10 protein-coding genes are annotated in these 14134 nt (G+C 73.1%); 5 read left to right on the plus strand and 5 right to left on the minus strand.

The window, feature by feature from the left end:
* Nucleotides 1-134 precede the first annotated feature (134 nt).
* Both ACZ5CZ_RS27020 and ACZ5CZ_RS27025 read right to left on the minus strand, forming a co-directional pair.
* Nucleotides 135-2717, minus strand: a complete 2583-nt coding sequence (locus tag ACZ5CZ_RS27020; protein WP_468946748.1) for an ABC transporter permease — start codon at nt 2715-2717, stop codon at nt 135-137.
* Nucleotides 2714-3502 (minus strand): ABC transporter ATP-binding protein, encoded by a 789-nt coding sequence (locus ACZ5CZ_RS27025; RefSeq protein ID WP_385844918.1) that lies wholly within the window; start codon nt 3500-3502, stop codon nt 2714-2716. Before ACZ5CZ_RS27025 ends, ACZ5CZ_RS27020 begins: the two co-directional genes overlap by 4 nt.
* Nucleotides 3503-3954: 452 nt before the next feature.
* Between ACZ5CZ_RS27025 and ACZ5CZ_RS27030 the strand changes: the two genes are divergently transcribed.
* The 3 genes from ACZ5CZ_RS27030 to ACZ5CZ_RS27040 all read left to right on the plus strand — a co-directional run bounded on the left by ACZ5CZ_RS27030 (nt 3955) and on the right by ACZ5CZ_RS27040 (nt 7754).
* Entirely contained in the window at nt 3955-5451 is a 1497-nt protein-coding gene (locus ACZ5CZ_RS27030; protein ID WP_468946752.1) for an MFS transporter, read from the plus strand.
* A 198-nt stretch (nt 5452-5649) separates the two neighbouring features.
* Nucleotides 5650-6114: a DUF485 domain-containing protein gene (locus ACZ5CZ_RS27035; protein ID WP_468946754.1), complete on the plus strand. Its 465-nt coding sequence runs from the start codon at nt 5650-5652 to the stop codon at nt 6112-6114.
* Nucleotides 6111-7754, plus strand: coding sequence for a sodium/solute symporter (locus ACZ5CZ_RS27040; RefSeq protein WP_385844922.1), 1644 nt, complete (start codon nt 6111-6113; stop codon nt 7752-7754). The genes ACZ5CZ_RS27035 and ACZ5CZ_RS27040 overlap by 4 nt, the downstream gene beginning before the upstream one ends.
* 24 nt (nt 7755-7778) lie before the next feature.
* On the opposite strand, the gene ACZ5CZ_RS27045 is transcribed toward ACZ5CZ_RS27040, so the two are convergent.
* The 3 genes from ACZ5CZ_RS27045 to ACZ5CZ_RS27055 form a co-directional block, all read right to left on the minus strand.
* The gene (locus ACZ5CZ_RS27045) at nt 7779-8666 is read right to left on the minus strand and encodes a cellulose-binding protein (RefSeq protein ID WP_468946757.1); all 888 of its coding nucleotides are present in this window, start codon (nt 8664-8666) and stop codon (nt 7779-7781) included.
* 121 nt (nt 8667-8787) lie between these two features.
* A complete protein-coding gene (locus ACZ5CZ_RS27050; RefSeq protein ID WP_468946759.1) occupies nt 8788-11649 on the minus strand; it encodes an SUKH-4 family immunity protein in 2862 nt (953 codons plus the stop codon).
* Between the two features lie 10 nt (nt 11650-11659).
* The gene (locus ACZ5CZ_RS27055) at nt 11660-12670 is read right to left on the minus strand and encodes an SMI1/KNR4 family protein (RefSeq protein ID WP_385844926.1); all 1011 of its coding nucleotides are present in this window, start codon (nt 12668-12670) and stop codon (nt 11660-11662) included.
* Between the two features lie 283 nt (nt 12671-12953).
* On the opposite strand from ACZ5CZ_RS27055, the gene ACZ5CZ_RS27060 reads away from it, so the two are divergent.
* Together ACZ5CZ_RS27060 and ACZ5CZ_RS27065 are read left to right on the plus strand one after the other, a co-directional pair.
* Entirely contained in the window at nt 12954-13481 is a 528-nt protein-coding gene (locus ACZ5CZ_RS27060; protein WP_385844927.1) for a YwqJ-related putative deaminase, read from the plus strand.
* Between the two features lie 113 nt (nt 13482-13594).
* Complete coding sequence (locus ACZ5CZ_RS27065; protein ID WP_385844928.1) at nt 13595-14125, plus strand: SUKH-3 domain-containing protein; 531 nt, start codon at nt 13595-13597, stop codon at nt 14123-14125.
* Nucleotides 14126-14134 lie beyond the last annotated feature (9 nt).

A 14134-nucleotide genomic window follows, 5' to 3' on the forward strand; every position in this document is an offset into this window, starting at 1 on the left:
CCGTCCGGGGGATGGGCGACGCACCCCAGCCTACGACGCTGCCGAGATCGCCGTCGGGCCTGTGGACAACCGGCGGTGTGGTGCTCACCGGTTGTCCACAGGCCCGTGCGAAGCCGTACGGCGTGACCTCCCCGCTAGTCGGTCGCGATCGCGTTCAGGACGTTCATCCGGCCCGCCCGGAACGCCGGGACCAGCGCGGCGAACAGCCCCACGAAGGCCGAGCCGACGAACACGGCCGTGATCGTCGGCCAGGGGATCTCCAGGATGTGCAGGCCCTCCAGCGCGAGGAGCTTCTGGGCGGTCGCGCCCCAGCCCATGCCCAGGCCGAGGCCGAGCAGCGCACCGAACAGGGCGATCACCACGGACTCCAGGCGGATCATGCGGCGCAGCTGGCGGCGGGAGAGGCCGATGGCCCGCATCAGGCCGATCTCCCGGGTCCGCTCGACCACCGACAGCGCCAGGGTGTTCACCACGCCGAGCACCGCGACGATGATGGCCAGCGCCAGCAGGCCGTAGATCATGTTCAGCAGCTGGCCGATCTGGTCCTGCAACGCCTTCTTGTAGTCGGTCTGGTCGCGGACGACCAGCGAGGGGTCCGAGCGCAGGGTCGACTTCAGCGCCTTGTAGGCGGCCGCTTCCTGCCCGTCCTTGGCGGTGGCGAACACCATCTGGTCCAGCGGCATCCGGTCGGCGGGCACGTGCTTGGCGGCCGTGGCGATGGACGTGTACATGGCACCCTTGTCGATCACGACGTCGTCGCTGGTGATCGCGCGGACCGTCAGCCTCGCCGTCGTACCGTCGGCGAAGTCGACCGCGACCCTGGAGCCGAGCGTGATGCCGTGCTTCTTGGCGAAGCCCTCGACGACGGACATGGAGTCGGGCCGGTAGGCGTCGGCGAGGGTGCCGGCGACGGTCTTGGTGCGCAGGTCCTGGGCGTAGCTCGGGTCGGCCGCCTTGACGGTCTCCTTGGCCGAGACCTGGCCGTCCGGAGTGGTCAGGGAGGCGTCCAGGAGCTTGTACTCGGTGACCCGGGCCAGACCGGGCGTGGCCTTGATCTTCCGCACCGCCTGCTGGTCGACCATCTTGTACGGCTGGTCGCCCGCGATGATGAAGTCCGTCCCGACGGTCTTGTCGAGCTGGTCGGTGGCCGAGGCCACCATGGAGGAGCCGACCACCGACAGACAGGCCACCAGGGCGAGGCCGATCATCAGGGCGGCGCCGGTCGCGCCGGTGCGGCGCGGGTTGCGCAGCGCGTTGCGCTCGGCCATCCGGCCGACGGGGCCGAAGATCCGCAGCAGCAGGGCGCCGAGCACCCGGACCAGGCCGCCGGCGAGCAGCGGGCCGACGACGACGAACCCGACCAGGGTGAGCAGCACGCCCAGGCCCAGCCAGCCCGAGCCGGCCTTGGCCTTCTCGGCGGTGGCGGCGGCGTACAGGCTCCAGGCGCCGGCGCCGGTGAGGGCCAGCCCGAGCACGGCCCGGACCAGGCCCGCCTTGCCGTCGGCCGGGGTGCCGGCGTCGCGCAGGGCGGCCATCGGGGAGATCTTTCCGGCGCGCCGGGCCGGCAGATAGGCGGCCAGGACGGTGACGACGACGCCCAGGGCGAGGCCGACGGCCGGGGTGGTCCAGGCGACGGTCAGATCGTCGGTGGACAGGTGCATGCCCATCCGGCCCATGAGCTTCATCAGGCCGACGGCGATCCCGATGCCGGCGCCGACCCCGAGCACGGAGCCGATCACCCCGAGCAGCAGGGCCTCGACCAGCACCGACCGGTTGACCTGGCGGCGGGAGGAGCCGATGGCCCGCATCAGGCCGATCTCCCGGGTGCGCTGGGCGACCAGCATCGAGAAGGTGTTGATGATCAGGAAGATGCCGACCAGGAAGGCGATCCCGGCGAAGCCGAGCATCGCGTACTTCATGACCTTCAGGAAGCTCTCGACCTGCTTCTGGTTGGCGTCGGCGACCTCCTTGGCGGTCCGCACCTTGTAGCCGTGGCCGAGGACGGCGAGGACGTTCTGCTTCAGAGCCGCGTCGCTCACGCCCCGCGCGGCGGTGACGTTGACGTCGGTGTACACCCCGGTCCGGCCGACCAGCGTCTGCTGGGCGGTCCGGGTGTCCAGGTAGAAGATGGCCGCGCCCGGGTTGGTCACCTGGAAGGTGGCGATGCCGGACACGCGCGCGTGGTGCGTGCCGACGACCGAGATCATGCCGATGTCGTCACCGAGCTTCAGGTGATGCTTGGTGGCGGTGTCCTGGTCCACCATCACCTGGTCCGGGCCCTTGGGCGCCGTACCGGAGGTGATCTTCATGGTGCGGGCGTCGTTGCCGTTCCAGCTGCCGACGATGGTGGGGCCGCCGCCGCTGGGCGACAGCTTGTCCAGGTGGGCGTCGGTCACGGTCACCGCGGTGGAGAACACGGTGCCCTCGGCGGACCGCACGCCCTCGGCCTTGCGGACCCGGCCGAGCACGGCCGCCGGCAGCACCGGCGGCTTGCCGGTGGAGGAGGTGGTCTGCCCGGTGTCGGAGGCGCCCTTGGCGCTCACCGTGACGTCCGAGGCGGTCGCCTGGAACAGCTTGTCGAAGGTGGTGTTCATGGTGTCGGTGAACACCAGGGTGCCGCAGACGAACGCCACCGACAGCAGCACCGCGACCGCCGACAGCGCCATGCGGCCCTTGTGCGCGAGGAAGTTGCGCATCGAGGTCTTCAGGACGGTCATGACGTACGCCCCCGGGCGTCGAAGTCCTTCATGCGGTCCAGGACCTGATCGGCCGTCGGCTGGTGCATCTCGTCCACGATCCGGCCGTCGGCGAGGTACAGCACCCGGTCCGCGTAGGAGGCGGCGACGGGGTCGTGGGTGACCATCACGATGGTCTGGCCGAGTTCGTCCACCGAGCGGCGCAGGAAGCCCAGAACCTCCGCTCCCGCGCGCGAGTCGAGGTTTCCGGTCGGCTCGTCGCCGAAGATGATCTCGGGGCGGGCGGCGAGCGCGCGGGCCACGGCCACGCGCTGCTGCTGGCCGCCGGAGAGCTGGGTCGGCCGGTGCTTGAGCCGCCCGGCGAGCCCCACGGTCTCCACCACCCGGTCCAGCCACGCGCGGTCCGGCTTGCGGCCCGCTATGTCCATGGGCAGCGTGATGTTCTCCAGCGCGTTCAGCGTCGGCAGCAGGTTGAACGCCTGGAAGATGAACCCGATCCGGTCCCGGCGCAGCTGGGTGAGCTTCTTGTCCTTCAGACCGGTGATCTCGGTCTCGTCCAGGTAGATCTGACCGCTGGTCACGGTGTCGAGCCCGGCCAGGCAGTGCATCAGGGTCGACTTGCCGGACCCCGAGGGGCCCATGATCGCGGTGAACTGCCCCCGGGCGATGTCCACGTCCACCTGGTCCAGGGCGACGACGCGGGTCTCACCGGACCCGTACGCCTTCACGACCTGCCGCGCCCGCGCGGCAACGGCCGTACGCCCTCCAGTACCCCCGTGCCTGGGAATGGTCACAGCCGATGTCACGGTATGTCTCCTATGTCGGTCGACGAGCGGTGTCGTGAAGCGGTACGACGATGAGTCTCGGTGCGCCGAGGGGTGCGGCGCGCTGGTGCGCGGCCCCCTCTTGTGCGGGGGAAAACCCCACCCCCGCCGGTTCGTTCGGCCGCTCATGGCGCCCGCGGCCGGCCCCGTCGAGGCTCCGGCCGGCCACCCCCCAGCGGCGTAAAGCCAGATTAAGGAGCGACCCGGTGCCGTCTCCTCCTCCGCCGGGACGAACCCTCCCCGAGTCGTAGGAGGGAGGGTCCCCTAGGGGTCTCTCCACCGCCGGGTGGAGAGATGTCCGGGATCGCTCCGCCCCTCGGCCCGCCCAGGCTCCACCCTCCCGCCGCGTGCGGGTCAAGTGGGAAGCTGTCCGGGCAGAGATAGATGCAAGGGACACGGTCCGGGGGCAGGGCGGGCCAAGGGGAGGGGATCCGGTGGGGAGCACGACACCCGCGATACGCGACGGCGCCGCGGAGCGGCAGCACAGCAGGCGGCGGGGCGCGGTCGTGGCGGCGCTGATGCTGGCGATGGCACTGGCGGCGCTCGATGCCACGATCGTCTCCACGGCCGTACCGCAGATCGTCGGCGACCTCGGCGGGTTCTCGGTCTTCTCCTGGCTGTTCTCCGGCTATCTGCTCGCCGTCACCGTCAGCCTCCCCGTCTACGGCAAGCTGTCCGACACCTTCGGCCGCAAGCCGGTGCTGGTGGTGGGCGCATCCGTGTTCCTGCTGGGCTCGCTGCTGTGCGCGGCGGCCTGGAACATGGCGGCGCTGATCGCGTTCCGGATCGTGCAGGGGCTGGGCGGCGGGGCCTTGCAGGGCACGGTGCAGACGCTGGCCGCCGATCTGTACCCGCTGGCGGAGCGCCCGAAGATCCAGTCGAAGCTGTCCACCGTGTGGGCGGTGTCGGCGGTGGCCGGTCCGGGGCTCGGCGGGGTGCTCGCCGCCTATGCCGACTGGCGCTGGATCTTCCTGGTCAACCTGCCCTTCGGTGCCGCCGCGCTGTGGCTGGTCGTGCGTCATCTGCACGAGCCGCAGCGGGAAGCCGCCGCCCGCGCGCGCGTGGACTGGGCCGGGGCGCTCGCGGTGTTCGCCTGCGGCGGGGTGCTGCTGACCGCGCTGGTGCAGGGCGGGGTCGCCTGGCCGTGGCTGTCGGCGCCGTCCCTCGCCCTGTTCGCCGCGGGGCTGGCGCTGGCCGGGGTGGTCGTCCTGGTGGAACGGCGGGCGGCCCAGCCGATCATCCCGGGGTGGGTGTGGCGGCGCCGTACGATCGCGGCCGTCAACCTGGCGCTCGGCGCCCTCGGCCTGCTGATGGTGGCGCCGAGCGTGTTCCTGCCCACCTACGCGCAGTCGGTGCTCGGACTCGCGCCGGTGGCCGCGGGGTTCGTGCTGTCGGTGTGGACGCTGAGCTGGCCGGTGTCGGCCGCCTTCAGCCAGCACGTCTACCGGCGCATCGGCTTCCGGGACACCGCACTGCTCGGCATCGGCCTGGCCGCGCTGCTGCTGTTCGCCTTCCCCTTCCTGCCCTACCCCGGCTCGTGGTGGCAGCCGGCACTGCTGATGCTGCTGCTCGGCGGGGCGCTGGGGCTGTTCCAGCTGCCGCTGATCGTCGGGGTGCAGTCCACGGTCGGCTGGTCGGAGCGGGGCACCACGACCGCCTCCGTGCTGTTCTGCCGGCAGACCGGGCAGACCGTGGGCGCGTCGGTGTTCGGCGCCGTCGCCAACGCGGTGCTGGCCGCACGGCTGGGCGGCGCGGGCGACCTGGACTCCGTCACGCGCGCGCTGGGCTCCGGTACGGCGCCGGAGACCACCCGGCGGGCGATCGCCGCGGCGGTGCACTCGGTGTACCTCGGCGCCGGCTGCGCGGCGGCGCTGGCCTTCCTGGTCCTGCTGCTGGTGGCACCGCGCAGGTTCCCGGTGCTCGACGAGTGAACCGGCGCCGTCTGCGCCCCGTATGTCCCAGGGCAACATCCGAGGTGGGAGCGGTGGTCGCACAGTAAGCGCATACCGACCGGCCAGTTCGGTGAAAACGCCCCACCGGGCCGAACTCGCGAGTAACGTGCGTGGCTCCGCTCCCCCCAACTCCCTGCGGTCCGCCGCCACGGACCCGAGCCGCGCAAGGAGCCCGGGATGTCCCAGGACCCCCCGCACACGCCCAACTCGCCGTACTCGCCGTACTCGCCGACTCCCCCGTACCCGGCCGACCCCGGGAACGCGTCGTACACCTACCCCTGGCAGCCTCTGGCCCCCGAACCGTCCCGCAGAACCGCCCCGCCGCACCGGGCGCCGGTCGGGCACCACAGCGACCTGCGGGTGCTGCGCGGCGCCTACCGCTGGCAGCGCCGCGCCGCCACCCTCACCGCACTCGGCTACTTCACCCTCTTCCTCGTCCTGTCCGCGTACGCCCCCGGCCTGATGACCGACACGGTCGCCGACGGCATCCCGGCCGGGCTGCTGCTCGCCCTCGTCCAACTCCCCGTCACCTGGCTCGCGATCGCCCGGTACGAGCACACCGCGCGCGTGCACGTCGATCCGCTCGCGGACCGCATCCGCAAGGAGGCCGAACTGGACGCGCGACGAGGAGCGATGCGATGACCACGGCAACCGGCTCCCTCGCCGTCCCCGCCTTCACCGGTTTCAGCGGCTCGGCGCAGACCATGTCCCTGATCGCCTTCACCACCGTCGCCACGGTGACCCTGCTGCTGTGCGTGATGACCGGCCCCGACCGCGACGACCTCGACGAGTTCTACACCGGTTACGGCTCCCTCTCGCCGCTGCGCAACGGCCTCGCCATCGCCGGCGACTACATCTCCGCCGCCACCGTCCTCGGCACCGGCGGCGTGATCGCCCTGTGCGGCTACGACGGCGTCGTCCTCGCCCTCAGTACGGCGCTGTCGCTCATGCTGCTGATGTTCCTGCTGGCCGAACCGCTGCGCAACGCCGGGCGGTTCACCATGGGCGACGCGCTGGCCCGCCGGCTGCCGGGGCGCGGTGTGCGCATCACGGCCTGCGCGGTGACCATCGCCGCCCTGCTGCCGCTGATGCTGGTCCAGCTCGCCGGGACCGGGCAGCTGATGGCGTTCATCCTGGGCTTCTCCAACGAGTCGCTGAAGACCGGATGCGTCGTGGGCCTCGGCGTCCTGATGATCGGCTACGCCGCGATCGGCGGCATGAAGGGCACCGCGCTCATCCAGATCCTGAAGATCGTGCTGCTGGTCGGCTCCGGCGCCGTGATCGCCCTGCTGGTGCTGCACCGCTTCGACTGGGACCCGGGCGCCCTGTTCACCGCGGCGGCCCGAAGGAGCGGTGCCGGGCCCGCGTTCCTGCGCTCCGGGCTCCAGTTCGGCACCGGCGCACGCTCCCGCCTGGACATGATCGCCTCGCAGTTGACCGTGGTGCTGGGCGGCGCCTGTCTGCCGCACATCACCATGCGCATGTACACCGCCTCCAGCGCCCGCCAGGTGCGCCGCTCGATGTCCTGGGCGGTCTCGATCGTCGCACTGTTCGTGCTGGTCATGACGGTGGTCGGGTTCGGCGCCACGGCACTGGTGGGCCGCGCGGGGATCGCCGCGGCCGACCCGCAGGGCAACACCGCCTATCTGCTCGGCACGCGCGCGGTGTTCGGCACGGACGTGTCGGCGGCGGAGACCTTCCTGTTCACCCTGGTCACCACCGCGATCTTCCTGACCCTGCTCGCCTCGGTGGCCGGGATGATCCTCGCCTGCGCCAACTCCCTCGCGCACGACGTCTTCGCCACCGGGGCACGGGAGATGCCGGCCCGGCGCGAGATGGCCCTGGCCCGCGCCTCGGCCCTCGCCGTCGGCGCCCCGACGATCCTGCTGGCCACCATGGTCCAGCACCACAGCCTCCAGCCGCTGGTCACACTCTCCTTCTGCCTCGGCGCCTCGGCCCTCGCACCCGCCCTGGTGTACGGCCTCTTCTGGCGCCGCTACACCCGCGGCGGACTGCTGAGCACGCTGATCGGGGGCACGCTGACCGTGCTGCTGCTGATGCCGGGCACCAACCTCGTGTCCGGTTCACCGGTCTCCGCGTTCCCGCACGCGGACTTCAACTGGTTCCCGTTCACGACCACCGGGATCGTCTCCATCCCGGCCGGCTTCCTCTTCGGCTGGCTGGGCACGGTGGCCTCGGGCCGCGCGAAGGCGGAGCAGCAACGGCGCCAGTACGAGGCGGTGGAGGGCTGGATCCTGGCAGGGGCGGTACGACGCCGGTGAGGGCCGGGGCGCTCCGTGCCTCGGCTACTCCAGGGCGGCCCTGGCGGTCAGCGAGATCAGGCTGCTGCGGACGTGGTCCATGTGCGCGCTGACGTCGTCCCAGGCCTCGCCGTGCTCGCGCAGCACCCGCTCCGTCTCGCGGGCGATGCGCTCCTCGCGCAGGCGCGCGTCGGCGATGATCTCGGCGGCCTGCGCATCCGCCTCCTCCTGGCGACGGCGCGCGGACTCCTCTGCCTCGCCGAGGGCCCGCTTGGCCTCCGACAGAGCGGTCTCGGCCCGGCTCACCCGCTGGGCGTGCCGGGCGTCCAGGGCGGCCGCCTGCTCGGCCTCCTCGCGCTCGACGGCGGCCCACCGCTCGGCGTGCTCCCGGGACTGCTCGGCGAGCAGGGCGGCGGAGCGCTCCCGCGCCTCACGCAAGGCCGCGAGCGCCGCCGCGCGCTCCTGCTTCACCGCGCGCCGGGCGCCGATGCGGATCTCGTCGGCCTCGGCGCGCGCCGCCTGGAGGCGCTGCCGGGCGCGTTCGTCGGCCACCGCGCGAAGCGCCTCCGCCTCTTCATGCGCCTCCCGGCGTACGCCCTCGGCCCGCTCATCGGCCTCCACCACCTGCTGCTGGGCCTCGCGCCGGGTGCGCTCCCGGAGATCGGCCGCTTCCTCCAGCACGAGCTGGAACACGCGCCGGGCGCGCTCCCCCAGCGTCTCGTAGTCCTGCGGCGCGAGCTGGGCGACCGCCTCGCGCAGCCGCCGCACCTCCGCCTCCATGTCCTTGGCGAGCACGGTGAGCCGCGCGGCGCGTTCCCACGCGGCGTCCCGGTCCTGCGACAGCGCCTGGAGACAGGCGTCGACCTGAGCGGGGCGGTAGCCGCGCCCCCGGACCGTCACGAAGCCGTGCGGCGGCATCGATGCGCTGCTCACCCTGGGAACCCCTCTCCACCGGACATACACGACAGGATGATTTCGCGCATATCTTGATGGATCGGACATAGGCGTTCATAACGCGACACTCCGCAGTCACGTCACGGCCCTAGGGCAGTCGCTACAACAGGCCGTCCCACATCTGTTCCAGCAGCACCGACCACCAGCTCTCCGGCGAACCCAGCGCCGCCGGGTCCAGAGCGGCCAACTGCGCCTGGAAATCGACGGTCCAACGGCCCGCCTGCTCCTGGTTCAGCCCGAACCGCAGCCGCCACATCCGGCCCAGCAGCGCCAGACAGCGCGCGAACTCCGGCAGCCCCGTGTTCACGAACTGCGGCGGCACCGGAGCACCGCCCGGCCCCGCCTCCACCGGCACCGCCACGATGTTCGCCGTGCCGTACTGCACACACAGCGCCCTGCCGAAGTCGGTCCCCATCACGAGGTACGACCCCGCGTCCGGCGCCGGCTGCACCCCGCGCTCGGCCGCCAGCTCCGCCAGCGTCGGCACCGGACGGCCCGGCTGCGCCTGCGCCCAGAAGAACGGGCCCATGTCCACCGGCAGTCCGGCCACCACCAGCGTGTGCGCCACGACCGGCGGCACACCCTGCCGCGACACCGCCTGCTGCTCGAACCGGAAGACCCCCGGCCCGAACGCCGCCGCCAGCTCCTGCGCGATGGCCTCCGGCGGAACCGGCGGCGCCGCCTGCACCGGCGGCAACGGCGCACGCACCGGCGCGGGCCGCGCGGGACCGTCCGCGACCTGGTGCAGCTCACCCTGGTGCGCCAGCAACTGCTGCATGCCCTGCTGCCGGCTCGCATGATCCGTGCCGTACGGCGCGATGCTCGTGATCCGCGCCTGCGGCCACTGCTCCCGGATCATCCGCGCGCAGTAGGCACCCGGCAGCTCACACGACTCCAACTCCGTGTGCAGCTCCAGCACCTGGTCCGGCGGCACGTTCATGGCCCGCAGCTCATGGAAGATCTGCCACTCCGGATGCGGCGTACCCGGCGCCGAACGCCGGATCAGCTGCTGCTCCGAACCGTCCTGCGCCCGGTAGCGCAGCACCGCCTGGTAACCGGGGCCGACCATCGGCTGCCCCGCCTGCGGATACCCGTACGCCGGAGGCTGCCCCGGCACCGGCCCGCCCGCCGGCATGGGCTGCATCGGCTGCATCGGCTGAGGGGCGCCCGGAGGCATGCCGGGAGCGGACGGCGGCGGAGGTACGCCGGGACCGGCCACCGGGGGCCCGGCCAGCATGGTCTCCGCGTGGTGCACGGCGTTACGCCCCCCACCGGGCGCACCAGGAGCCCCGGGGGCGCCCGGCGGCTGCGGCGCGCCGGGGACCGGCGGCATACCCGGGGCGCCCGGAGCCGCGGGCACGCCCGGCGGATGCGGCACACCCGGAGCGCCCGGCATGCCCGGAGCGCCCGGCGGCTGCGGCGCGCCTCCCATCTGACTGGGATCGGCCAGCATCGTGGCCGCGTAATGCGCCCCGCCCGGAGGCGTGCCGCCCGGAACACCGGGCGGCGCGGGCGGGTTGGGGGCACCCGGCGCATGCGGCACACCAGGCGGCTGCGGCACACCCGGGGCACCCGGCGTGCCCGGCATCCCCGGCCCCTCGGGACCGAGCGCCGACACCAGCTGGGTCGCCACATACCCGCCCGCGGGCGCACCAGGAGCACCCGGCGCGGGCGGTACCGGCGGGTTCCCCGGGCGCGCGCCCGGCGCACCAGGTGCGCCCGGCGGAGGAGGCGGCGTGTTCAGGCCACCGCGCCCCTTCTTCGGCGGCGGCGCCGCCTTGCTCGTCGCCGCGTCCGCGATGTCCCCGGCGTTCGGCGGCAGCGGCCGCGCCTGCTCACCCTGGCCCGCCGGAGCCTGAGCCCCGCTCAGGTCAGCACCGGGCCCCTGCGGATAGCCGTACGCGGACGCACCCGGCACGGGCGGCGGCGTACTCCCCGCCGCCACACCCGGCGCACCGGGACCGGCAGGGGGCGCGGGCGGAGTACCGGGCGCCCCCGGGTATCCCGGCACGCCCGGCGGCGGGGTACCGGGAACCGCCGGCCCCTGCGGATAGCCGTACGCGGACGCACCCGGCACGGGCGGCGGCGTGCTGCCCGGCGGGATGCCCGGCAGGTTCGACGTGTCGAGCGCCGGCGCGACCGCCGTCGGCGGCAACTGGCTGCCCCCCGACATCAGCGCCGTCTTCGCCTCCGGCGGGGCCGCCGGCCGCTGCGGCGCGACCTCGTCCACATCCAGATCGGTCAACGGCGGCGCGAACACCGTCGCGGGCAACGGCACCGAACGGTCCTCCTCGCCGGAGTCCGCGTTCGTGTCCGTACCGGCCCACGGGGTGGCCCCCACGGGCACATCCGCCGGAGCCGGCGCCCCCGGAGCACCGGAAGCCGCGGGCGCCCCGGGCACGGCAGCCGCGCCCGGCGCATCCGCCACCCCCTGCGCCTCCTCGGCCCCTTGGGCTCCCTGGACACCCTGCGCACCCATCGGCACCCCGGCCTGCGTCTCCGCAAGCCCGCCGGCACCGGAGCCGCCCGCCGCTTCCGCCTCCGCGCCGGCACCGGCGGACCCCGCGGCGGCGGGCCTGCTACCGATCCCCAGCTTGTCCGCGGCCTCCTGCAACCACTCCGGAGGAGACAGCAGGAACGACGTCTGATTCAGATCCACCCGCGCCGGAGCAGGCGCCGGCACCGCGTCCCGCGCGTCCTCCGCACGGCCGTACTCCTCCTCGTACCGGCGGATCACCTCACCCACCGGCAGCGCGGGCCACAGCGTCGCCTCCCCGCTGTCCCGCGCGATGACGAGCCGCTGCCCGCCCGCGTCCGAACGCGGGCCCTCCGCACGGTCCTCGCCCCACACCACGAACCCCAGCTCGAACTCCCGCACCCGCACCTCACGGTGCTGGTACGCGGGCACGTCGCCGTTGATCCACTCCTCGGCGCGCTCCTGCGCCTGCGCGTACGTCACCATCGTCTGCGTCTCACTCCCCCACCGGGCCGGACGAAGCCGAACCGGACGACACCGGCACGACACGGGCGAAACCGCCGTCCACCATCAGGCTCGCCACCGTCTCCAACTCCGGCGGACTGCCCGCCAGCCGGGACAGAAAGGCATCGAAGTCCTCACCGCACGGCAGCAACAGGCGCTCCACCCGCTCCGCCGGCGACCACGACGGATCGGCGTCGCGCACATCGTCGTACGCGCAGAACCACACCGAACCCACCCGCTCGCCCTTCACCTTCACCGCGAGCAGCCCCCCCTGCACGAACGACACACACAGGTAGTCCTTCGTCAGATGGTCACGCAGGCACTTGTTCACATACACCAGATCGTTGACCGCGGCCTCGTCCCGCACCGTGAAGAACGGCTGGTCCACCAGCAGACCCAGCTCCGGGTCCAGCGCCGTACCGACCGGCGCACAACCGCCCGCGGCCTTCAGGAACGACCGGTACGCGCCCGGCAGCCGGTAGCCCAGATCCTCCTCGACCCCCTGCACCTGCGCCTCGGTCACCGCCACACCCAGCTTCGGCAGCCCGAAGTGCGCCGGCCGCGTCTCCTGCAACGGCCGCGTCCCCCGCTTGTCGTGGTCCACCCGCGTGGTCGCCAGCCCGGCATGATGCCGCAGCAACGCCTTCACCTCGACCGGAACCAGCTCCAGCCGCCGCGTCCCCGCCACGTGATGCCACGTCCAGCCGTGCGGCGTCGCCACATCCGGCACCGTGTCCCACAACTCGTGCTCCGCCGCCGCCAGCGCCGCGTTCGCCGTCACGAAGTCCGTCAGCCGCAACTCGTCGACACCGAACCCCTCCGGCGGCTCGGCGATCTCCACCGCCACGCGCGCGTACGGCGAGAAATCCGGGTAACCCCGCTCATCGACCCGTACCCCTCTCGGGTGACGTGCCGCACGGACCGGATCCGGAAAGTGCACGACCTGCCCGGCATAGGCCGCGTTCGGCGGCGCGGCTTCCTGCCCGAGCCGACCTGTCGTCATGGCGGTTGCCCCCTGCGGCGTTCTCTCTGGCCTGAACGGCGGTGTCGATCGCGGATGGCGACAGCCTATGCGCTCCCCGAATCCCGGTCACCGGCCCATCACAACCCCGCCGCCACCGCCGCATCCCGCACACCACACCCCACCCGCCCCCACCGTGACCAGCCGTCACCCCACCATGACGGACCGTCCGTACCCTGGCGTGTCGCGCCGCCCCAGCTTCCACACGAGCCACGGCATTTGGCACCCTGTGTCCTTCGGGGACGCCCGGGGAGGAAAAGCAATCATGAGTACGATCATGAAAACTGCGCAGACCGGAGGTACCGACGTGCGGGCCGGCGACCCTCGCATCGACTGGAGCGGCACCGACACACGCCCCGCTCCCGCCCTCCGTCAGCGCCGCGACGGCATCCTGCCCACCATCGCCGCCGCCCTCTCCGTCCGCGGCACCACCCTCACCGGCACCGCCGCCCGCGGCGAGGAACCCCCCGCCCTCCACCCCCTCGTCCAGGACTTCCTCGACACCCTCACCAGCACCCAACGCGACCGCTTCACCGGCCGCTGCGCCGAAACCATCCTCATCTCCCGGCACATCGCCGCCGCCGACGCCGCCCGCAGCAAACGCGCCGCCCGCAGACCCATGACCAACAGCGAAGCCCGCAAAACCCTCAAGCACGCCAAACTCACCGCCCGCCGCATACGCGAGGACGGCGACCCCCTCCACGGCAGCTTCGCCACCCCCTGCCGCGCCTGCACCGCCCTCAGCGCACACTTCGGCGTCCGCATCGTCGACCCCACGGCAACCGACGGCTGACCCGGCGAACACCCCGCCCCGGACAACGGCCGGGACAACGAACACGGCAGCCGGCAACCCCGCCCCGTCCACCCACCCGGCACCACCCCGCCAGCACGACGAACGAAGGGCAGATGCACCCCGACCGCACCTCCCCCACGCCCTCGACCCCGCTCGGGCAAGGGGGACCCCCCTCCCGCTTCCCCGTACCCGTCGACGCCGCCCTGCGCGCCGCCGGCTGGCAACCCGGACGCTGGGACATAAAACAAGCCGAGATCTGGGCCGACACCCTGCGCGCCCACACCTCACCCGCCGGACACCGGCACACCGTCTTCCCCGCCGCCGTCGAGGCATGGGCCGAATTCGGCGGCCTCCACATCACCCCCACCGGCCCCGGCCGCCACGTCGCCCCCGCCACCCTCCACCTCGACCCCCTGCACGGCCTCCACCTCGCCCGCACCCTCGGCGACCTCGGCCGCGCCCTCGGCACCCAGCTCTGCCCCCTCGGCCAGGAGACCGACACCGCCGCCGCCCTCGCCATCGACAGCGAAGGCCGCGTCTACGCCCTCGACCACACCGGCGACTGGTACGCCGGCCCTGACATCGACCACGCCCTGACCACCCTCATCACCGGCATCCGCCCCATACGCCTCACCGCCGGCTGACCCACCCCC

This window comes from Streptomyces sp. NPDC031418, from assembly GCF_055581605.1.